Source organism: Jiangella alkaliphila (assembly GCF_900105925.1).
GTDB lineage: Bacteria > Actinomycetota > Actinomycetes > Jiangellales > Jiangellaceae > Jiangella > Jiangella alkaliphila.
On record NZ_LT629791.1, the window covers coordinates 1,505,905 to 1,524,349 of the forward strand.

Annotated in this window: 21 protein-coding genes; 14 read left to right on the forward strand and 7 right to left on the reverse strand. The window is 72.9% G+C overall.

The features are described 5' to 3' along the window. Window positions 1-3: 3 nt before the first annotated feature. From BLV05_RS06995 to BLV05_RS07020, 6 genes are all read left to right on the forward strand, one after another. Entirely contained in the window at window positions 4-642 is a 639-nt protein-coding gene (locus tag BLV05_RS06995; RefSeq protein ID WP_197683562.1) for a trimeric intracellular cation channel family protein, read from the forward strand. A gap of 22 nt (window positions 643-664) precedes the next feature. Continuing rightward, window positions 665-1,249: a dCTP deaminase gene (gene dcd / locus BLV05_RS07000; RefSeq protein WP_046767807.1), complete on the forward strand. Its 585-nt coding sequence runs from the start codon at window positions 665-667 to the stop codon at window positions 1,247-1,249. 62 nt (window positions 1,250-1,311) lie between these two features. Continuing rightward, a complete protein-coding gene (locus BLV05_RS07005; protein ID WP_046767808.1) occupies window positions 1,312-3,432 on the forward strand; it encodes a (Fe-S)-binding protein in 2,121 nt (706 codons plus the stop codon). Window positions 3,433-3,651: 219 nt separating this feature from the next. Further along, a complete protein-coding gene (locus BLV05_RS07010; protein WP_046767809.1) occupies window positions 3,652-4,143 on the forward strand; it encodes a hypothetical protein in 492 nt (163 codons plus the stop codon). Window positions 4,144-4,174: 31 nt separating this feature from the next. After that, the gene (locus tag BLV05_RS07015) at window positions 4,175-5,020 is read left to right on the forward strand and encodes a DUF4097 family beta strand repeat-containing protein (RefSeq protein ID WP_046767810.1); all 846 of its coding nucleotides are present in this window, start codon (window positions 4,175-4,177) and stop codon (window positions 5,018-5,020) included. 12 nt (window positions 5,021-5,032) lie between these two features. Further along, on the forward strand, window positions 5,033-5,230 hold the full coding sequence (locus BLV05_RS07020) for a hypothetical protein (protein ID WP_046767811.1): 198 nt from the start codon (window positions 5,033-5,035) through the stop codon (window positions 5,228-5,230). Window positions 5,231-5,263: 33 nt separating this feature from the next. Here BLV05_RS07020 and BLV05_RS07025 read toward each other — a convergent pair whose 3' ends face one another. The 5 genes from BLV05_RS07025 to BLV05_RS07045 form a co-directional block, all read right to left on the reverse strand. Beyond that, a complete protein-coding gene (locus BLV05_RS07025) occupies window positions 5,264-6,301 on the reverse strand; it encodes a YihY/virulence factor BrkB family protein (RefSeq protein WP_046767812.1) in 1,038 nt (345 codons plus the stop codon). A gap of 13 nt (window positions 6,302-6,314) precedes the next feature. Next, entirely contained in the window at window positions 6,315-6,620 is a 306-nt protein-coding gene (locus BLV05_RS07030; protein WP_052762288.1) for a DUF3618 domain-containing protein, read from the reverse strand. Continuing rightward, the gene (locus tag BLV05_RS07035) at window positions 6,617-7,027 is read right to left on the reverse strand and encodes a phage holin family protein (protein ID WP_046767813.1); all 411 of its coding nucleotides are present in this window, start codon (window positions 7,025-7,027) and stop codon (window positions 6,617-6,619) included. Before BLV05_RS07035 ends, BLV05_RS07030 begins: the two co-directional genes overlap by 4 nt. Then, window positions 6,996-7,307 carry a YtxH domain-containing protein gene (locus BLV05_RS37570; RefSeq protein ID WP_052762289.1) on the reverse strand — a complete coding sequence of 104 codons (312 nt, stop codon included), beginning with the start codon at window positions 7,305-7,307 and terminating at the stop codon, window positions 6,996-6,998. The genes BLV05_RS07035 and BLV05_RS37570 overlap by 32 nt, the downstream gene beginning before the upstream one ends. Before the next feature lie 98 nt (window positions 7,308-7,405). Then, window positions 7,406-9,514, reverse strand: coding sequence for a S9 family peptidase (locus BLV05_RS07045; protein ID WP_046767814.1), 2,109 nt, complete (start codon window positions 9,512-9,514; stop codon window positions 7,406-7,408). Between the two features lie 70 nt (window positions 9,515-9,584). On the opposite strand from BLV05_RS07045, the gene BLV05_RS07050 reads away from it, so the two are divergent. From BLV05_RS07050 to BLV05_RS07080, 7 genes are all read left to right on the forward strand, one after another. Beyond that, window positions 9,585-9,938: a GntR family transcriptional regulator gene (locus BLV05_RS07050; RefSeq protein WP_046767815.1), complete on the forward strand. Its 354-nt coding sequence runs from the start codon at window positions 9,585-9,587 to the stop codon at window positions 9,936-9,938. Beyond that, complete coding sequence (locus BLV05_RS07055; RefSeq protein WP_046767816.1) at window positions 9,935-10,957, forward strand: DUF1648 domain-containing protein; 1,023 nt, start codon at window positions 9,935-9,937, stop codon at window positions 10,955-10,957. The genes BLV05_RS07050 and BLV05_RS07055 overlap by 4 nt, the downstream gene beginning before the upstream one ends. Before the next feature lie 89 nt (window positions 10,958-11,046). Beyond that, the gene (gene hutH, locus BLV05_RS07060) at window positions 11,047-12,588 is read left to right on the forward strand and encodes a histidine ammonia-lyase (RefSeq protein WP_046767817.1); all 1,542 of its coding nucleotides are present in this window, start codon (window positions 11,047-11,049) and stop codon (window positions 12,586-12,588) included. Window positions 12,589-12,778: 190 nt separating this feature from the next. Beyond that, the gene (gene hutU / locus BLV05_RS07065) at window positions 12,779-14,437 is read left to right on the forward strand and encodes a urocanate hydratase (protein ID WP_046767969.1); all 1,659 of its coding nucleotides are present in this window, start codon (window positions 12,779-12,781) and stop codon (window positions 14,435-14,437) included. A 4-nt stretch (window positions 14,438-14,441) separates the two neighbouring features. Then, the gene (locus tag BLV05_RS07070; RefSeq protein ID WP_046767818.1) at window positions 14,442-15,044 is read left to right on the forward strand and encodes a DUF1707 SHOCT-like domain-containing protein; all 603 of its coding nucleotides are present in this window, start codon (window positions 14,442-14,444) and stop codon (window positions 15,042-15,044) included. A gap of 180 nt (window positions 15,045-15,224) precedes the next feature. Then, window positions 15,225-15,545, forward strand: a complete 321-nt coding sequence (locus tag BLV05_RS07075) for an ArsR/SmtB family transcription factor (RefSeq protein WP_046767819.1) — start codon at window positions 15,225-15,227, stop codon at window positions 15,543-15,545. Next, entirely contained in the window at window positions 15,542-16,066 is a 525-nt protein-coding gene (locus BLV05_RS07080) for an SRPBCC family protein (protein ID WP_046767820.1), read from the forward strand. Before BLV05_RS07075 ends, BLV05_RS07080 begins: the two co-directional genes overlap by 4 nt. Window positions 16,067-16,071: 5 nt before the next feature. On the opposite strand, the gene BLV05_RS07085 is transcribed toward BLV05_RS07080, so the two are convergent. Both BLV05_RS07085 and BLV05_RS07090 read right to left on the reverse strand, forming a co-directional pair. Further along, window positions 16,072-16,674 (reverse strand): nitroreductase family protein, encoded by a 603-nt coding sequence (locus BLV05_RS07085; RefSeq protein ID WP_046767970.1) that lies wholly within the window; start codon window positions 16,672-16,674, stop codon window positions 16,072-16,074. A gap of 79 nt (window positions 16,675-16,753) precedes the next feature. After that, window positions 16,754-17,182 carry an SPW repeat protein gene (locus BLV05_RS07090; protein WP_046767821.1) on the reverse strand — a complete coding sequence of 143 codons (429 nt, stop codon included), beginning with the start codon at window positions 17,180-17,182 and terminating at the stop codon, window positions 16,754-16,756. 109 nt (window positions 17,183-17,291) lie between these two features. Here BLV05_RS07090 and BLV05_RS07095 point away from each other — a divergent pair, with 109 nt between their 5' ends. Further along, window positions 17,292-18,329 (forward strand): hypothetical protein, encoded by a 1,038-nt coding sequence (locus BLV05_RS07095; protein ID WP_052762290.1) that lies wholly within the window; start codon window positions 17,292-17,294, stop codon window positions 18,327-18,329. Window positions 18,330-18,445: the final 116 nt, after the last annotated feature.

The following is an 18,445-nucleotide window of genomic DNA, read 5'->3' on the forward strand; positions in this document are numbered from 1 at the left end:
CCCGTGGAGATCTTCCCGGAACGGACCCAGCTCGTGCTCGACCTCGTCGGAGTGTTCTTCTTCGCGGTCACCGGCGCGCTGCTGGCGGCGCGCAAGGGGTTCGACGTCGTCGCCAGCGCGTTGCTGGCCGGCATGACGGGGCTGGGCGGCGGCGTCATCCGGGACCTCATCATCGGGGTCCGGCCGTCGGCGCTGGAGCACCCGATCTACCTGGCGCCCGTGGTGCTCGCCGCCGGCGTCGTCTACCTCTACTACCCGCACGTCCCGCGGTTCAGGCGCACCCTGCTGCTGTTCGACGCCGCCGGACTCGGCCTGTTCTGCGTCTCGGGGACGGAGAAGGCGCTGGCCGCGGGCGTGCCGGCGGTGTCGGCGGCGCTACTGGGCGTGACGTCCGCCGTCGGCGGCGGCCTGCTGCGCGACGTCGTGGCGCGCGAGGTGCCGTCGCTGTTCCGCTACGACGACATCTACGCGCTGCCCGCGATGGCCGGCGCCGCCGCGACGGCCCTGCTGTGGTGGGTGGACGCGCTGTCGGTATGGACGGGCGTCGCGGCCAGCGTCGTGACGTTCGCCCTGCGCGCCCTCGCCGTCCGGCAGGGCTGGCGCGCGCCGCTGGCCTACCGCCGTCAGGCCCCGGACGGCTGAGCGCGTTCGGTAGTGTCCCCACATGCTGCTCTCCGACCGCGACATCCGCGCCGCCGTCGAGTCGAAGCGGGTCGCGCTCGACCCGTTCGACCCTGAGATGGTCCAGCCGTCGAGCATCGACGTCCGCCTCGACCGGTACTTCCGCGTGTTCGAGAACCACCGCTACCCGCACATCGACCCGGCCGAGGAGCAGCCCGACCTCACCCGCATGGTCGAGCCCCACGGCGGCGAGCCGTTCGTGCTGCACCCGGGTGAGTTCGTGCTGGCGTCGACGTACGAGACGGTGACGCTCGGCGACGACGTCGCGGCCCGGCTGGAGGGCAAGTCGAGCCTGGGCCGGCTGGGTCTGCTGACCCACTCGACCGCCGGGTTCATCGACCCCGGCTTCACCGGGCACGTCACGCTCGAGCTGTCGAACGTCGCGACGCTGCCGATCAAGCTCTGGCCGGGCATGAAGATCGGCCAGCTGTGCTTCTTCCAGCTGTCGTCGCCGGCCGAGGAACCGTACGGGTCCCAGCGGCACGGCTCGCGCTACCAGGGACAGCGCGGCCCGACGCCCAGCCGGTCGTACCTGAACTTCCATCGGACGCGGGTCGACGGCGCCTAATGGTTACTCGTGAGTAATATGAGCCGGGAGACCCGTTCGACCGGCAAGGAGGCCGAGCCCTCATGCAGTACGTCGCGGTAGTCGTCGCCCTCGGGGTGACGGTGCTGGCGTTGGTGGTGTTCACCGACGCCGTCGTGCGGATGGTGCGGGTGATCCGGCTCGGCGGGCCGGCGCCGGGCCGCAAGCTGAACCCGTCGGCCCGCACCCGCACGCTGGTGCGCGAGTTCCTCGGGCACACGAGGATGGCCAAGCGGCCGGTGGTGGCCGCGGCCCACTGGTTCGTGATGATCGGGTTCTTCGCGCTGTTCTTCACGCTGGTCACGGCGTACGGGCAGCTGTTCGACGCGTACTTCGCGCTGCCGTTGATCGGGCACTGGATTCCGTTCGAGTGGGGCACCGAGGCGATCTCGTGGCTGACGCTGGCCGGCATCGCGACGCTGACGGTCATCAGGCAGAAGTCGCACCCGCGCCGGCTGGGCCGCGGGTCGCGGTTCTTCGGGTCGACGTTCTGGCAGGCGTACTACGTGGAGTTCACCATCGCGACCATCGCGGTGAGCATCCTGGTGCTGCGCGGGCTGGAGTACCGGCTCTTCGGTGACGTGCTGCACTTCCCGATGACGGCGTTCATCGGGTCCTGGTTCGACGGGGTCGCGACGGGCGATGTCGAGTTGGCGGTGCACGTGGTCGCGGCGGTGAAGATCACCGTGTCGTGGCTGTTCTTCACCGTCATCGCGTGGAACCTGACCATGGGTGTGGCGTGGCATCGGGGGCTGGCGTTCTTCAACATCTGGTTCAAGCGCGACCCCGAGGGCGGCCCGGCGCTGGGCGCGGCCAAGCCGCTCACCGTCGCCGGTGAGCCGGTGGACTTCGAGGCGCTCGACGACCTCCCCGACGACGCGTCGCTGGGTGTGGGGAAGGTCGAGGACTTCTCCTGGAAGGGTCTGCTCGACTTCTCGACGTGTACCGAGTGCGGCCGCTGCCAGTCGCAGTGCCCGGCGTGGAACACCGAGAAGCCGCTGTCGCCGAAGCTGTTCGTGACCGCGCTGCGCGACCACGCCTACGCCAAGGCCCCCTACCTGCTGACCGAGGACGAGTCCGCGCGGGCGGAGGCGGACCGGCCGCTGGTCGGCCCGGTGGACGGTGGCGGCGTCATCGACCCGGACGTGCTGTGGTCGTGCACCACCTGCGGCGCGTGCGTCGAGCAGTGCCCGGTCGACATCGAGCACGTCGACCACATCCTCGACCTGCGCCGCTACCAGACGCTCATCGAGTCCGAGTTCCCGTCGGAGCTGAACGGGCTGTTCAAGAACCTGGAGAAGGCCGGCAACCCGTGGGGCGTCAACGCGTCCAAGCGGCTGGACTGGGCCGACGGGCTGTCGTTCCAGGTGCCGCGGGTCGGGGTCGAGGTCCAGTCGCTGGACGAGGTCGAGTGGCTGTTCTGGGTCGGCTGCGCCGGCGCGTTCGAGGACCGGGCGAAGAAGACCACCCAAGCGGTCGCGGAACTCCTGCACACCGCCGGAGTCTCGTTCGCGGTGCTCGGCGACGGCGAGACCTGCACCGGCGACCCGGCCCGCCGGTCGGGCAACGAGTTCCTGTACCAGCAGCTGGCGCTGCAGAACATCGACGTGCTGCGCGAGTCGAAGGCCGTACGGGTCGTGTCCAGCTGCGCGCACTGCTTCAACACGATCAAGAACGAGTACGCCCAGCTCGGGCTCACCCTCGAGGTCGTGCACCACACCCAGCTGCTGAACCGGCTGGTCCGTGAGCAGAAGCTGACCCCGGTCGCGCCCGCCGGCGGCACCGTCGCGGGGCGGCCGGTGACCTACCACGACCCCTGCTACCTGGGCCGGCACAACCAGGTCTACACGCCGCCACGCGAGCTGGTCGGCGCGCTGCCCGGGGTGGAACTGCGCGAGATGCCGCGCAACCAGCAGAACTCGTTCTGCTGCGGCGCCGGGGGCGCCCGCATGTGGATGGAAGAGCGCATCGGCACCCGCATCAACAGCGCCCGCACCGCCGAGGCGCTGGAGACCGGCGCCGAGGCCATCGCCGTGGGCTGCCCGTTCTGCCGGGTCATGCTCTCCGACGGCCTCACCGAGGCCCAAGCCGACGGCCGCGGCGAAGGCGTCGAGGTCCTCGACGTCGCCCAGCTGCTGCTCGCCGCGGTGCAGCGCGGCTCCTGACGCCACGGTGACGTCGTGACGCCGTGAGGCGCACGCTCGTCCGCCTTTGCAATGAGCACCTATACGCACCATCCCGCCCGGTGGTGCGTGTAGGTGCTCATTGCAAAGGGCTCGTCCGTGCGGTCTGGCCAGGCGTGACGCCGGTTGACGCCAGCGCGGCGGCACGGTGACGGCATGATGGCGCTTGACGTGACGCCACGATGACGCCATCATGGCGTCATGGAGCTCACTCAGTACGTCGAAGCGTTGCGCGGCTCGCTGGCCGCGGCCGGGCAGGCCGCCGCTGACGACGTCCGCAGTGCGGCCGAGCGGCTGTCGTACGCCGTCGAGCCGTCGCTGCGCCTGACGCTGCTCGAGGCGCTGGGCGACGCGGCGGCTGAGATCACCACACAGCTCGACGGCGTCGTCGTCGAGGTCCGGCTGCGTGGGGGCGACCCCGAGATGGTCGCCACCGAGACCGTCGCCGGCCCGCCGCAGCCGCCCCAGCCGCCCACTCCGCCGGTGCCGCCGCTGCCGCCCGAGGACGAAGGCACGTCGCGCGTGTCGCTCCGGCTGCCCGAGACGCTCAAGGTCCGGGTCGAGGAGGCGGCCGCCGCCGAGGGGATGTCCGTCAACGCGTGGCTGATCCGCGCGGTGCTGCAGACCCTCGAGCCGCAGCGCTCGTCCACCCGCATCACCATCGGCCGGAACCTGTCCGGCTGGGTCCGCTGACCCCCTGACCGTTCGAACCCAGGAGACCGCCGTGTCCGACATCATCACGCACCGCTTCCCCGCCGACGCGCCGATCAGCCTGTCCGTCGGCCAGCGCTCCGGCGACCTCGTCGTCACCGCCACCGACACCACCGAGGTCCTGGTCGAGCTGCGACCGGCTGGCCCTGACGGCGACGACGTCGCCCAGCGCACCGAGGTCGACCACCGGCCCGGCGCGCTTCGCATCGAGGTCCCGCGCACGATGTCGATCGTGGGCCGGTCCGCGTCGGTCGACATCGCCGTCACCGTGCCCACCGGCAGCACCGTCGCCGCCGAGTCAGGCTCCGGCGACATCCGCCTCGACGGCCGCTTCGCCGACGTCACCGCCAAGTGCGGCTCCGGCGACATCGCCGTCGACACCTGCGACGAGCTGCAGCTCACCACCGGCAGCGGCGACGTCTACGTCACCGAGTCCGCCGGGGCCAGAGTCCGCACCGGCTCCGGGTCCATTCGGTTCGGCACCGCCGGCGGCACCGTCGAGCTCGAGTCCGGGTCCGGCACCATCGAGATCGAGCAGCCGCTCAGCAGCGGCCGCATCTCCGCCGCGTCCGGCGACCTCCGCGTCGCCACCGTCGACGGCCGGGTCGAGCTCAAGACCGCGTCGGGCGACATCACCGCCCACCGGGCCGTCGAGGGCGAGCTGCGGGCGCGTACCGCCAGCGGCAACGTGTCCGTCGGCATCGTCGCCGGCACCGCCGCCAACCTCGAGGTCTCGTCGATCTCCGGGTCGATCCACTCCGACCTCGACCACGCCGACGCCCCGGCCGAGACCGACCGCGCCCTGCTGCTGTCCGTCTCCACGGTCAGCGGCTCCATCCGCCTGCACCGCACCACCTGAGAGGAGGCCACCATGTCGTTCGAGCCCTACACCGACACCCTGCATCGCGTCCGCGCCGCGGAGCTGCAGCAGGAGGCCGTCGCCGCCGGCGTCGCCCGCCGCGCACGCCGTGCCCGCCGGCTCGAGCTGGCCGCCGGGCTGCTCGACCGCCTGGCCCGCCGGCTCGAAGCCCGCGCCGGCGCCAGCCGGGCCCGCGCCCGGGCCATCTGAACCCCCACCGCGGCACCACCCGGCCACAAGTGCTCAGCCGCGCTGCTCCGGCAGCTCGGTGCTGTCGCCGCGGGACTGCCGCAGCCGGAGGCCCCGCCGCACCAGCGTCGCCTGTTTCGCGGCGTCCTTCTCGATCTTGCGGGTGTCGCGCGGACGCAGCTGGATCGCCTCCTCGGCCGGCAGCCCCGCCTGCAACTCCCGGGCCCGTTCGGTCTCGGCGTCGAACTCGGCGCCGAACAGCAGCGCCAGGTTCGTCAGCCAGAGCCACAGCAGGAAGATGATCACGCCGGCCAGCGATCCGTACGTGCGGTTGTAGCTGCCGAAGTTCGCCACGTAGAGCCCGAACCCGGCCGAGCCGATCGCCCACACGACGATCGCGATGAGGGCGCCCGCGCTGACCCACCGGAACTTCGGCCGGCGCACGTTGGGGGTGCCCCAGTAGAGCATCGCCACGATCATCACGATGACGAGCACGAGCACCGGCCACTTGGCGATGTTCCACACCGTCACGGCGGTCGCACCGACCCCGATCGCGTCACCGATCGCGCGGGCCACCGGCCCGCTGACCACCAGCAGCACGGCGGCCGCCAGTACCAGGAGCATCGTCAGCAGGGTGAGGGCCAGCTGCTGCGGCCGCAGCTTCCAGAACGGCCGCCCCTCCTCGACGTCGTAGATGCGGTTCATCGCCCGGCCGAAGGCGCCGACGTAGCCGGACGCCGACCACAGCGCGGCCAGCAGACCGATGACCAGCGCCGGGCCGGCGCCCGGGGCATTGGTGAGCTGGTTGATCGGACCCTCGAGGTCCGACGTCACCAGCGACGGCGCGATGTCCTGGACGATGCCCACCAGCTCGTCTGTCGTGCGCTGGCTGTCCTGCCCGACCAGCGCCGGCAGCGACGCCAGCGCCACGAGCGCCGGGAACAGCGACAGCATCGAGTAGTAGGTCAGCGCCGCCGCCAGGTCCGGGCACTCGTCGCGGACGAACTCGCGCACCGAGCGCCTGGCGAGGTAGGTCCAGGACGGCCGGGTGAGCTTCGTCGGACCGGACGGCGCCGCCTCGCCTGGCGTCATCGAACGTCGCCCCCTAGTGGCGGCGCTTCCAGGCGACCGCGCCGACCACTCCGCCCACGACCACGGTCGCGCCGGCGGCGATCATCGTGGCCGGACGGGTGGCCTGCGCCTTGACCGAGGTGGCCATGGAGCCGGCGCGGTCGCGCATGGCGGCCATCCGCTCGCGCGCCTGGCTGCGCACGTCGAGCTTGTGCTGGAGCGCCTCCACCGTGTCGCCGAGGTCGGCGCGGGTGCGCTCGATGTGCTTCTCGATGTCCTCCGGCTTCGCGCCCTGCGGCGGCTCGCCGGTCGTCCTGGTGTTCTTCATCGTGGTGCTCATCGGTTCCTGCCTTCCTTGAGCTCCTCGACGTCGCGTTTGACGTTCTCGACGGTGCGTTCGGGCGTGGGCGAGGCCTGCTTCGTCTCGCCGCGTCCGAGCAGCGCGGCCACACCGGCCAGCGCGAACAAGGCGGCGGCGACGATCAGCGCCGCGGCCCACACGTCCAGGCTGGTCAGCGCCAGCGCCGCGATGGCGGCCGTCACCAGCGCACCGGTCCCGAAGAACGCGAGCAGCCCCGCGCCGCCGAACAGGCCGAGCCCGATGCCGGCGTGCCGCGCCTTCTGCGACATCTCCGCCTGGGCCAGCCGCATCTCGTCGCGGATCAGGTGCGACGTCTGTGCCGAGAACTGGCGGACCAGCTCTGCGACGGAGGGGTCATCCTGGCGGGTTGTGTCCGTTGCGGCCATGGGCGCTCACCTCCGGGACGTCCGCGTCGGTGTCGTGCCGCTGCACCGTCGTCCGCACCTTGTCGGTGGCGCGCGAGGCGGCGTCGGTGAGCTTCTCCTGGAGCTCCGGCGCACGGTCGCGCACGGCCTGCTGCGCGTCGGCGACCTTCTGCTGCACCTTGGGGTCGTGCCACATCGCGTCGGCGCGGCCCTTGAGCTGCTCGTAGCGCTGCCGCCCGGCCCGTGTGCCGAGGACGTACCCGACCGCGGCGCCGGCAAGAAGGATCAGTTTGCCCTTCATGGTCCCTCCCTGGTTTCTCGCCGTATGACAGCGGCTTACCCGATCGGGACGCGCGTATGCGGGGCGTTCGCGCAGGTCACGAACGTCCAGAAGGCGAGTTATGCGAGGTTCGGCGGCTTCGTGGTGTCGATGATGAACGCCAGCATGAAGGCCTCGTCGCGCCAGGCGTCGTACCGGCCGGACGGCCCGCCGTGGCCCGCGCCCATCTCGGTCTTGAGCAGCAGCGGACGGTCGCCGTTCGCGGTCGTGCGCAGCCGGGCCACCCACTTCGCCGGCTCGTGGTAGCCGACCCGCGGATCGTTGAGTCCGGCCGTCGCCAGGATGGCGGGGTAGGCCCGGGCCGCGACGTTCTCGTAGGGCGAGTACGACTTCATGTAGGCGTACACCTCGGCCGACTCGACCGGGTTGCCCCACTCCTCCCACTCGACGACGGTGAGCGGCATCGTGGGGTCGAGGATCGTGTTGAGGGCGTCGACGAACGGCACCTCGCCCACCAGCGTGGCGAACGTGCCGTCGGCAAGGTTGGCGACGGCGCCGATGAGCAGGCCGCCGGCGCTGCCGCCCCGCCCGGCCAGCCGGTCGCTTGACGTCCAGCCGGCGGAGACCAGGTGCTCGCCGGCGGCGACGAAGTCGGTGAACGTGTGCCGCTTGTGCAGCAGCTTGCCGTCCTCGTACCAGCGCCGGCCCAGCTCACCGCCGCCGCGGACGTGCGCGATGGCGAACACGTAGCCGCGGTCCAGCAGCGACAGCCGGGCGATCGAGAACCACGGGTCCATCGACGCCTCGTAGGCGCCGTAGCCGTACAGGACGCACGGCGCGCTGGCGTCGCGCGGGGTGTCGCGCCGCTTGACCAGCGAGATCGGGATGCGGGTGCCGTCGGACGCGGTGGCCCACTCGCGCACCGACTCGTAGGCGGAGAGGTCGACGCCGCCGAGGACCGGCTGGCGCTTGCGCAGCGTCAACGCCCCGCCCACGACGTCGTAGTCGTAGACCGAGCTGGGCGTGGTGAGCGACGCGTAGCCGAGCCGGAACACCGTCGTGTCGAACTCAGGGTTGCCGCCCGGGCGGACGGTGCGCACCGGCTCGTCGAACTCGAGGTCGCGGCCCGGCCCGACGCCGGCGCCGTCGGCCAGCGGCAGGAGGTGCAGCTCGGTGCGGCCGTCGCGGCGCATCGAGACGACGAGGTGGCCGGCGAACGCGTCGACGCCGGTCACGCGGACGCCGGGGGTGTGCGGCAGCACCGGCCGCCAGTTCTCCCGCCCGGGCGCGTCGGCCGGCGCGACGACCAGCTCGAAGTCGACGGCGTCCTTGTTGTGCACGATGTAGAAGGAGTCGCCGGTGTGGTCGAGGGAGTACTCGACGCCCTGCTCGCGTGGCTGGACGACGCGGAACTCGCCCTGCGGGTCGGTGGCTGGCAGCACCCACGTCTCGCTGGTGATCTGGCTGCCCAGCTCGATGACGACGTACTGCTCGCTGCGGGTCAGCCCGACGCCGGCGAAGAACCGCTCGTCGTTCTCCTCGTGCACGACGACGTCGGCGGCGGCCTCGGTGCCCAGCAGGTGCCGCCACACGCGGTACGGCCGCATGGCGTCGTCGACGGTCGTGTAGAACAGCGCGCTGCCGTCGGCCGCCCACGCCGAGCCGTAATAGGTGCCGGGCACCTCGTCGGCCAGGACGGCGCCGGTCTCGAGGTCCTTGAACCGCAGCGTGTACTTCTCGCCGCCGTCGAAGTCGGTGGAGTACGCCAGCAGCCGGCCGTCGGGGCTGACGTCGAACGTGCCGAGCGCGAAGTACGGGGAGTCGCCGGCCAGCTCGTTCTGGTCCAGCAGCACCACCTCGTCGGCGGGCGCGACGATCGGCTCGGCCGGGTCGGCGGGCAGCGCCGGCTCGGTCAGCGAGCGGCAGTGGATCGGGTACTGGCTGCCCTCGAGCGTGCGGGTGTAGTACCACCAGCCGTGGTGGCGCACCGGCACCGAGAGGTCGGTCTCGAGCGTGCGGCTCTTGATCTCGTCGAAGATCTCGTCCTGCAGCGCCTTCGTGTGCGCAGTCGCCGCCTGCGTGTAGGCGTTCTCGGCCTCGAGGTAGGCGACGGTGTCGGGGTCGTCGCGGTCCTTCAGCCAGGCGTACTCGTCGGCGACGGTGTCGCCGTGGACGGCCCGCTCAGAGGGGACCTGCTTCGCCACGGGCGGCGTGGGGATCTCCGTCATGAGCCCGACCGTATCGCACCCGGGCGCCGCTTAACTTGTTCTATTAGAGCTAGAACAATACAATCGAAGAATGCTCATCCGACTCGACCCGGCGTCCGCCGAGCCGCTGTTTGCCCAACTGGCCGGAGCGGTCCGCGGCGCCATCGCGCGCGGCGAGCTGACGGCCGGCGAACGGCTGCCCAGCGCGCGTGAGCTGGCCGAGTCGCTCGGGCTGAACGTCCACACGGTCCTGCACGGCTACCAGCTGCTGCGGGACGAAGGGCTCGTCGAGCTGCGCCGAGGTCGTGGCGCGGTGGTCACCGAGGCCGGCGCGAGCGGCCTGGCGCGGCTGCGCGAGGCGGTCGCCGGCGTCGTCGCCGAGGCGCGCCGGCTGGGGCTGGGCGCCGACGAGCTCACCGCATTGATCCGGAGGGAGTTCTCATGACGGAGCAGACGACGGGTGGCCCGGGCGGTGGCGTCCTGGCACGGGCGGTGCTGGCCGGCGCCGGGCTGCCGATCGCGATCGGCGCGGTGGGTGTCGCGCTGGTGCTGAGCTGGCGCGACGACCTGCCGGCCCGGGTGGCCAGCCACTGGGGCATCGACGGGACGGCCGACGGCTTCAGCTCCGTGTCGGCGGTGGCCTGGCTGATCGGCGGGTTCGCCGCCGGGTTCGCCGTCCTCGGGCTGGCGCTGGTGCTCGCGGTCCGGGCCGACGCCACCATCACCCGGGTGGTCGCCGCCACGACGGCCGGCACGACGGCGTTCGTCACGGCGCTCGTCGTGCTGCTGACCGAGCGGCAGCGCGGGCTGGGCGACGCCACGGGCGTCGAGCTGCCCGGCGCCGTCCTGGCCGGCGCGCTGGCCGCCGGTGTCGTCGTCGCGGTCCTCGCGGCCGTGCTGGTGCCCCGGTGGTCGCCGGGCGCCCGGCCGCTCGGTCCGCTGCCGCCCGGCGCCACCACGGCGCCGCACCTGGACGTCGGCGCCGGCGAGCGCGTGGTCTGGACCCGGTCAGCCGCGACCGGCGGCGTGCCCGCGGTCGTCCTCATCGCTGACGTCGGCGTCACCGCGGCCATCGGGATCGTCGGCCGGCAGTGGTGGGTGCTGGGGCTGAGCGTGGTCCTGGCGTTGCTCGCCGCGGCGATGTTCTCCATCACGGTGACGGTCGACGAGCGCGGGCTGCGGGTCCGCGGCCGGTTCGGCCGGCCGCGCCTGCACACGTCGCTGGACCGCATCGCGCGGGCGAGCACCGTCACCGTCCGCCCGGTCCGCGACTTCGGCGGCTGGGGCTACCGCGTCTCCGCGGTCGGCCCGCTCAGAGGCGCCCGGGGGTACGTGCTGCGCGGCGGCGAGGCGCTGCTGGTCGAGCGCACCGACGGCGCCCGCACCGTCGTCACCGTCGATGACGCCGTCACCGCGGCCGCGCTGCTCAACGCCCTGCTCGAGCGCCGCTTCGGCGGCGTCTGAGCTCGTGTCCCACAATGACTGGACGACTCGTAGCCGACCGCAGGGTCTCAAATCAGCGATGAGTCCCACAACGGAGAAGGGGATACAGGGTGAAGCAGCGGGTCCTCCTGGGCACCGGCCCGGTGTCCTTCGACGAGGTCGTGGCGGTGGCGCGCGACGGCGCCGGCGTCGAGCTGGGCGCCGACGCGCAGGCGGCGGTCGCGCGCAGCCGCGAGGTGATCGAGCAGCTGGCGGTCGCCGACCTGCCGTACTACGGGGTGTCGACGGGGTTCGGTGCGCTGGCCACCAAGCACATCCCGGCGGACAAGCGGGCCGCGCTGCAGCGCAGCCTGATCCGCAGCCACGCCGCCGGGTCCGGCCCTGAGGTCGAGCGCGAGGTGGTCCGCGCGCTCATGCTGCTGCGGCTGTCGACGCTGGCCACCGGGCGCACCGGCGTCCGGCCTGCGACGGCGGCGACGTACGCGCGGCTGCTGGACGCCGGCATCACGCCGGTCGTGCACGAGTACGGCAGCCTCGGCTGCTCCGGCGACCTCGCGCCACTGGCGCACTGCGCGCTGGCGCTGATGGGCGAGGGGCCGGTGCGCGACGCGTCCGGCGCTCTCGTCGACGCCTCGGCCGCGCTGGCGGCGGCCGGCATCGAGCCGGTCGCGCTGGCCGAGAAGGAGGGCCTGGCGCTGATCAACGGCACCGACGGCATGCTCGGCATGCTGGTGCTGGCGCTGCACGACCTGGCCGGGCTGCTCCGGGTGGCCGACGTCGCCGCCGCGATGAGCGTCGAGGCGCTGCTCGGCACCGACCGCGTGTTCGCCGACGACCTGCAGGCGCTGCGGCCGCACCCCGGCCAGCGGGAGTCGGCGGCCAACCTGCGCGCGCTGCTGGCCGGCTCCGAGGTCGTCGCCAGCCACCGCGGGCCCGACTGCACCCGCGTCCAGGACGCCTACTCGCTGCGCTGCTCGCCGCAGGTGCACGGCGCCGTCCGCGACACCGTCGACCACGCGTCGCTCGTGGCGGGGCGCGAGCTGGCCGCGGCCGTCGACAACCCCGTCGTCACCGAGGACGGGCGCGTGGAGTCCAACGGCAACTTCCACGGCGCGCCGGTCGCGTACGTGCTCGACTTCCTCGCCATCGCGGCGGCCGACCTGGCGTCGATCAGCGAGCGGCGCACCGACCGCTTCCTCGACGTCGCCCGCAGCTCCGGGCTGCCGCCGTTCCTCGCCGACGACCCCGGCGTCGACTCCGGCCACATGATCGCCCAGTACACCCAGGCCGGCATCGTGTCGGAGCTGAAGCGGCTGGCCGTCCCCGCCTCGGTCGACTCCATCCCGTCCAGCGCCATGCAGGAGGACCACGTCTCGATGGGCTGGTCGGCCGCCCGCAAGCTGCGCCGCGCCGTCGACGGCGTCGCCCGGGTGCTCGCGGTGGAGCTGCTGACGGCGGCCCGCGCCCTGGACCTGCGCGCGCCGCTCGCCCCGGCGCCCGGTACCGGCGCCGTCCGCGACCTCGTCCGTCAGCAGGTCGCCGGGCCCGGCCCGGACCGCCACCTCGCCCCGGAGATCGAGGCGGTGCTCGGCCTGGTGCGCGACGGCGCCGTCGTCCAGGCCGCGGCCGGTGCCGTCGGCGGGCTGCGGTAAAGGCCGATCTTGCGATCGCCGTATTGTTCTGCGAACCTGAGGTTTCGGTAGCTCGCACTGCCGATGGGCCCGCGCGGCCGGCCCGGTCGCCGGGCGACCCGCACCGGCCTCGGGATCCTTTCCCGGCCGCGTGGTGCCCGCCCCGGCCTGGTCCGACGGCGTGAAATGATCGGCGGCGGAGGTGCTGCCGATGACGTCCGGACCCCGACCCGTCCGCGCCCCGCGAGGGACCCAGCTCACCGCGCAGGGCTGGCCGCAGGAGGCCGCCCTGCGGATGCTGCAGAACAACCTCGACCCCGAGGTGGCCGAGCACCCCGACGAGCTGGTCGTCTACGGCGGCACCGGCAAGGCCGCCCGCGACTGGCCGTCGTTCGACGCGCTGGTGCGCACGCTGACGACGCTGGCCGGCGACGAGACCATGCTGGTGCAGTCCGGCCGGCCGGTCGGCGTCATGCGGACGCACGAGTGGGCGCCGCGGGTGCTGATCGCCAACTCGAACCTGGTCGGCGACTGGGCCAACTGGGAGGAGTTCCGCCGGCTCGAGGCGCTCGGCCTGACGATGTACGGGCAGATGACCGCCGGCTCCTGGATCTACATCGGCACACAAGGGATCCTGCAGGGCACCTACGAGACGTTCGCCGCGGTCGCTGAGAAGCGGTTCGGCGGCTCGCTGGCCGGCACCGTCACGCTCACCGCCGGGCTCGGCGGCATGGGCGGCGCGCAGCCGCTGGCGGTGACGATGAACGGCGGCGTGGCGCTGGTGGTCGAGTGCGACCCGTCGCGCATCACCCGGCGCATCGAGCACGGCTACCTCGACGTCCAGGCGGCCAGCGTCGACGACGCGCTGCGGCTGGCCGACGATGCGCGCCGGGGCCGCCGTGCCCTCTCGATCGGCGTCCTCGGCAACGCCGCCGAGATCGTCCCGGGTCTGCTGCGCCACGGCGCCGAGATCGACATCGTCACCGACCAGACGTCCGCGCACGACCCGCTCGCCTACCTGCCGCTCGGGGTGGCGTTCGAGGACTGGGGCGCCGAGCGGACCAAGGACCCGGCCGGCTTCACCACCCGCGCCCGCGAGTCCATGGCCGCCCACGTCCAGGCGATGGTCGGATTCCTCGACGGCGGCGCCGAGGTGTTCGACTACGGCAACTCGATCCGCGGCGAGGCGCAGCTGGCCGGGTACGAGCGCGCGTTCGCGTTCCCCGGCTTCGTGCCCGCCTACATCCGGCCGCTGTTCTGCGAGGGCAAGGGGCCGTTCCGGTGGGCCGCGCTGTCCGGCGACCCGGCCGACATCGCCGCCACCGACCGCGCCATCCTCGAGCTGTTCCCCGACAACGAGCCGCTGGCCCGGTGGATCCGCCTGGCCGGCGAGAAGGTGCACTTCCAGGGGCTGCCGGCGCGCATCTGCTGGCTCGGCTACGGCGAACGCGATCGCGCCGGCCTGCGGTTCAACGACATGGTCGCGTCGGGGGAGCTGTCCGCGCCGGTCGTCATCGGCCGCGATCACCTCGACGCCGGCTCCGTCGCCTCGCCGTACCGCGAGACCGAGGCCATGGCCGACGGCTCCGACGCCATCGCCGACTGGCCGCTGCTGAACGCGCTGGTCAACACCGCGTCCGGGGCCAGCTGGGTGTCCATCCACCACGGTGGCGGCGTCGGCATGGGCCGGTCCATCCACGCCGGCCAGGTGACCGTCGCCGACGGCAGCGCGCTGGCCGGCGAGAAGATCGCCCGCGTGCTGTCCAACGACCCCGCCATGGGCGTCATCCGCCACGTCGACGCCGGCTACGACCGTGCTGCCGACGTCGCGGCTGAACGCGGGGTGCGGATCCCGATGCGCGAGGGCTGAGCAGGTGAGCGACCCGGGGGAGCCGGACCACCTGCGTGTCGGCACCCGCGAGCGCGACGCCGCCCTCGACCTGCTCAGCGAGCACTTCGCCGCGGGCCGGCTCAGCGCCGACGAGCACGCGCAGCGCACCGGCGCCGCGCTCGGCGCGCAGACCTGGGGCGAGCTGCGGGCGCTGCTCGCCGACCTGCCTCCGGTCAGCGGGCAGCAGCTCCCGGCCCGAGCCCCCGATGACGTGCAGTGGCGGCTGTCGACGGCGCTGCGCGACCAGCTGGCCGACGAGGGCATCCTGCTGATCGAGGAGGCCGTGCAGGGCACGATCACCTACCACGACCTGCGCACCGCGCGGCGTGAGCTGGACGGCCGGCGCCGGGTGTCCGCGACGATCGTCGTGACGGGCCACCGGCTGCTGGTGTGGGCCGCCGGCGCCAAGCAGGTCGACCTGCCGGTCGGCCACCCTGGACGCGTCGCCGTCACCATCTCCGTCCACCGGAGGGACTGGCTGCGCATCGAGACCGACGCGGGCCGCTTCGGCACCGCCCTCTCCGGCCGCGTCGACTACCGATTCCGGACGACGCAAGCGGCCCGGATCGTCGACCTCGCCGGCTAGCGCCCGCCGCTCGCCCCGTCCCCGGCCCCGCGCTGCGCGCCCGCAGAAGTTGATCATGGAGAAGGGCGGCTGCCGGAGCACGATGGGGCCGACTTCTCCATGATCAACGTGGTTCGCTGAGGGTGGTGGCGGGACTCGCGTAACTTGACAGTTACGTAACTCGTGAGTTACAAATGGCGAATGGCCACTGACGTGTTCGAGGCGCTGGCCGACCCGACGCGCCGCCGGCTGCTCGAGCTGGTGACCAGCCGCGAGTGCACCGCCGGCGAGCTGGCGGCCGAGTTCGACGTCAGCCGGCCGGCCGTCTCGCGGCACCTGCGGGTGTTGCGAGAGGCCGGGCTGGTCGAGTGGCGCGGCGCCGGGCAGCGGCGGCTGTACCGGTTGCGACCCGGTGGCCTGGCCGAGGTCGACGGCTGGCTGGAGCGCACGCGGGACAACTGGGCGGCCCGGCTGGACGCCTTCGAAGCACACCTGGACGAACGATGGAAGGACATCCCATGACCACGGCTCCCGACGCTCCGCCGCCCGCCGACGACCGGCGCGGCACGTTCGGCGTCGACGACGACGGCGCCTGGCAGGTGCGGTTCGAACGCCGCCTCTCCCACCGTCCCGACCGCGTCTGGCAGGCGCTGGTCGACCCGGACCAGCAGGACCGCTGGGTTCCGGGCGTCCGCATCGAGGCCGTCGTTGGCGGCGCCGTGCGGTACGACTTCGGCGACGAGGGCGTGGCCGACGGCGTCGTCCTCGCGGTCGAGCCGCCGGTCGCGCTCGAGCACACCTGGCGCTGGCCGGGCGAGCCTGAGTCGACGGTGCGCTGGGAGCTCAGCCCGGCCGGCGACGGCACCGTCCTCGTGCTGCTGCACCGGCCGCTGCGCCCCGAGCCGGCCGTCGACTACTGCACCGGCTGGCACACCATGCTCGACGCGCTCGCCATCCACCTCGGCGGCGGCGACGTCGCGGCCCTGGAGCCCGACTGGGCCGGCCTCGCGGCGACGTACGGCGAGCTGGCCGGCCGCCGCTGACCCGCTCAGCCGTCCCAGCGGCCGCGGTGCACGACGGCGTCGAGGTCGCGGCGGCCGCGCCTCAGCGACGGCGACAGCCGGTCCGGCGCGCGGTGGCCGATGCTGACCACGCCGATCGGCCTGAACTCGTCCGGCACGCCGAACGCGGCCCGGAAGTCGGCCATCCGCTCGGGCGGCACGCCGAAGAAGCAGGCGCCCAAGCCCTCGTCGACCACGGTCAGCAGCATGAGCAGGCTGGCCATGCCGGCGTCGATGTCCCAGTACGGCGCCGTCCAGCGGGACTCGTCGCGGTCCGTCCAGCCCTTGTCGGGTTCGGCGTACCGGTCGAGGTAGGCGGCCTTCGACGACATCGGCACGATCAGCACGGGCGCCCGGCGCAGCCCGGCGGACCACCCGTCGCTGCCCTTGCCGAGCGGCGTGGCCGCGGCCCAGAAGCGGGCGACGTCGGCGGGGGTGTCCAGGCGCAGGAACGCCCAGCCCTGGCTGAACCCGGCGCTGGGCGCGCGCAGCGCGTTGCCGACGATGCGGTCGACCACCACCGGGTCGACCGGGTCGTCGGTGTAGTTGCGGACCATGCGGCGGCGGCTGACGACGTCGGCGAACTCCATGGCCGCCATCATGGCCGAGCGGTGCCCGGGCGACGGCGCGCGGGATCGGGGAAGGGCGCCGCCGCCCGAGGTCCGTTGTTCAGGAGCGCGTCCGGCGCATGCCGCCGGACATCATGGCGAGGGCGCACAACACGATGACGGCGCCGGCGATGATGTTGCTCACGATGGCCGCGTTCTCCGGGGTGCCGCCGTCGACGGCCCAGGGCGCCACGATGGCCCATACGCCCATGATGGGCGCGACCCAGGCGATGCCGTGCAGGTGGCCGTAGGCGGCCACGAACCCGGCCGCCAGCAGGGCGACGGCGATGCCGGTGAACAGGTTGGTCATGGTGAGCGCGGAGTGGCCGGAGAAACCGACCACCCATGGCGACATCGCCAGATAGAGGCCGGCCAGGAACGTCAGGCCGTCGGCGGACTGCGCCACCGGGGTCTCGGCGATCTGGTCGTACCTGTGCCTCATGACGGCGACGTCGGGGTGCTGTTCGATGTCGGGAGTCGGCATGGTCATGACCCCCACCTCCTTCGGAGGACACCGGGTCGATCCCGCACTCCTTATGATGCTCCTCTCGACCCGTGATCGTCGACGCGATCAGCCGCCGCCGTAGAGACGAGCCAAGATGGCGATCTTCCGCCGCAAGACCAAGGTGCCGGACGACCCCCGGCCGGCGATCGCCCAGTTCTGGGCATGGTGGTCCGAGCATCGCGACGACGTCATCGCGGCGTTCGACGAGAAGCGCTCCGACGACCTCATCGAGCTGCTCCGCCCGCCGGTCGCCGCCATCGACCCGTCCCTCAACTGGGAGCTGTCGCCGAGCTCGGCGAAGGCGTTCATGTTGGTGGTCTCCAGCGGCGGCAAGGCCGAGCTGCGCGGGCTGGCCGAGCGCTGGGTGCTGGCGGCGCCCGACGACCCCGACGTCGAGTTCGCGCCGGTGCGGCGGGCCGACCCGGCCCTGTTCGACTCCGTCGTCATGAAGGTCGACGACTACGACATCGACCTGCGCGAGCTGGTGGCCGGCACCCGCGTCGACCCGCAGCGCAGCCGGCTCGACGTCGTCATCCACCACCCGCTGTTCCCGCTGCTGGACAAGGAGCACCGGCTCTCGGTCGCGTTCCACGGCCTCGACGCCGCGCTCGGCGAGGACGAGGCGGAGCGGTGGATCGGCGAGGTCGAGGTCTCCGCCGACCCGCCGATGGACGCCATCGCGGTGTCGATGCTGGGGACGGTCGTCGACCAGCTGCGCCCGTCCGACGACGTCTGGGCGCTGCTGCGCGGCAGCGGGCGCAAGGGCCCCATCGTCGCGCTGGTGCGCCGTCCGCTCGACCGCGTGGAGCGGCCGCTGGCCGACACCCACGTCGCGATCGTGCTCGACTACTCGCCCGGCCCCGACGGCATGCCGCCGCAGGAGGGGCTGCTCGACGACGCCGAGCGGCTGGTCGAGCGGGTCATCACCGAGCTCGGCGGCGAGGGGCCGCAGGTCGTGCACGTCGGCCGGGTCACCGGCGAGGGCAAGATCATCGTGCACCTCTACGTCGACGGGCTCGAGATCGACCCCGCGCCGGTCGGCGCGGTGCTGCAGCAGTGGACGCACGGCACCGCCGCCGTCCAGAGCCGGCCCGACCCCGGCTGGAAGGCCGTCGCGCCGCTGCTGCGCTGACGCTGGGGCTGTACGCCGCGTCACAGAAAACGCACTGTCGGAATGTCAGGCGCCTCTGGCACAGTTGTGCATGTCGGTGTCCGCGCCGCAGCAGTCGCGCGCCGTATCCCCCTTTG

Excerpts from the sequence above, each read along its gene's own strand:
- dcd (WP_046767807.1), top strand. The coding sequence starts at position 665 with ATGCTGCTCTCCGACCGCGACATCCGCGCCGCCGTCGAGTCGAAGCGG.
- BLV05_RS07005 (WP_046767808.1), top strand. The coding sequence starts at position 1,312 with ATGCAGTACGTCGCGGTAGTCGTCGCCCTCGGGGTGACGGTGCTGGCG.
- BLV05_RS07010 (WP_046767809.1), top strand. The coding sequence starts at position 3,652 with ATGGAGCTCACTCAGTACGTCGAAGCGTTGCGCGGCTCGCTGGCCGCG.
- BLV05_RS07020 (WP_046767811.1), top strand. The coding sequence starts at position 5,033 with ATGTCGTTCGAGCCCTACACCGACACCCTGCATCGCGTCCGCGCCGCG.
- BLV05_RS07025 (WP_046767812.1), bottom strand. The coding sequence starts at position 6,301 with ATGACGCCAGGCGAGGCGGCGCCGTCCGGTCCGACGAAGCTCACCCGG.
- BLV05_RS07030 (WP_052762288.1), bottom strand. The coding sequence starts at position 6,620 with ATGAGCACCACGATGAAGAACACCAGGACGACCGGCGAGCCGCCGCAG.
- BLV05_RS07035 (WP_046767813.1), bottom strand. The coding sequence starts at position 7,027 with ATGGCCGCAACGGACACAACCCGCCAGGATGACCCCTCCGTCGCAGAG.
- BLV05_RS37570 (WP_052762289.1), bottom strand. The coding sequence starts at position 7,307 with ATGAAGGGCAAACTGATCCTTCTTGCCGGCGCCGCGGTCGGGTACGTC.
- BLV05_RS07045 (WP_046767814.1), bottom strand. The coding sequence starts at position 9,514 with ATGACGGAGATCCCCACGCCGCCCGTGGCGAAGCAGGTCCCCTCTGAG.
- BLV05_RS07050 (WP_046767815.1), top strand. The coding sequence starts at position 9,585 with ATGCTCATCCGACTCGACCCGGCGTCCGCCGAGCCGCTGTTTGCCCAA.
- BLV05_RS07055 (WP_046767816.1), top strand. The coding sequence starts at position 9,935 with ATGACGGAGCAGACGACGGGTGGCCCGGGCGGTGGCGTCCTGGCACGG.
- hutU (WP_046767969.1), top strand. The coding sequence starts at position 12,779 with ATGACGTCCGGACCCCGACCCGTCCGCGCCCCGCGAGGGACCCAGCTC.
- BLV05_RS07075 (WP_046767819.1), top strand. The coding sequence starts at position 15,225 with ATGGCCACTGACGTGTTCGAGGCGCTGGCCGACCCGACGCGCCGCCGG.
- BLV05_RS07080 (WP_046767820.1), top strand. The coding sequence starts at position 15,542 with ATGACCACGGCTCCCGACGCTCCGCCGCCCGCCGACGACCGGCGCGGC.
- BLV05_RS07085 (WP_046767970.1), bottom strand. The coding sequence starts at position 16,674 with ATGGAGTTCGCCGACGTCGTCAGCCGCCGCCGCATGGTCCGCAACTAC.
- BLV05_RS07090 (WP_046767821.1), bottom strand. The coding sequence starts at position 17,182 with ATGACCATGCCGACTCCCGACATCGAACAGCACCCCGACGTCGCCGTC.
- BLV05_RS07095 (WP_052762290.1), top strand. The coding sequence starts at position 17,292 with ATGGCGATCTTCCGCCGCAAGACCAAGGTGCCGGACGACCCCCGGCCG.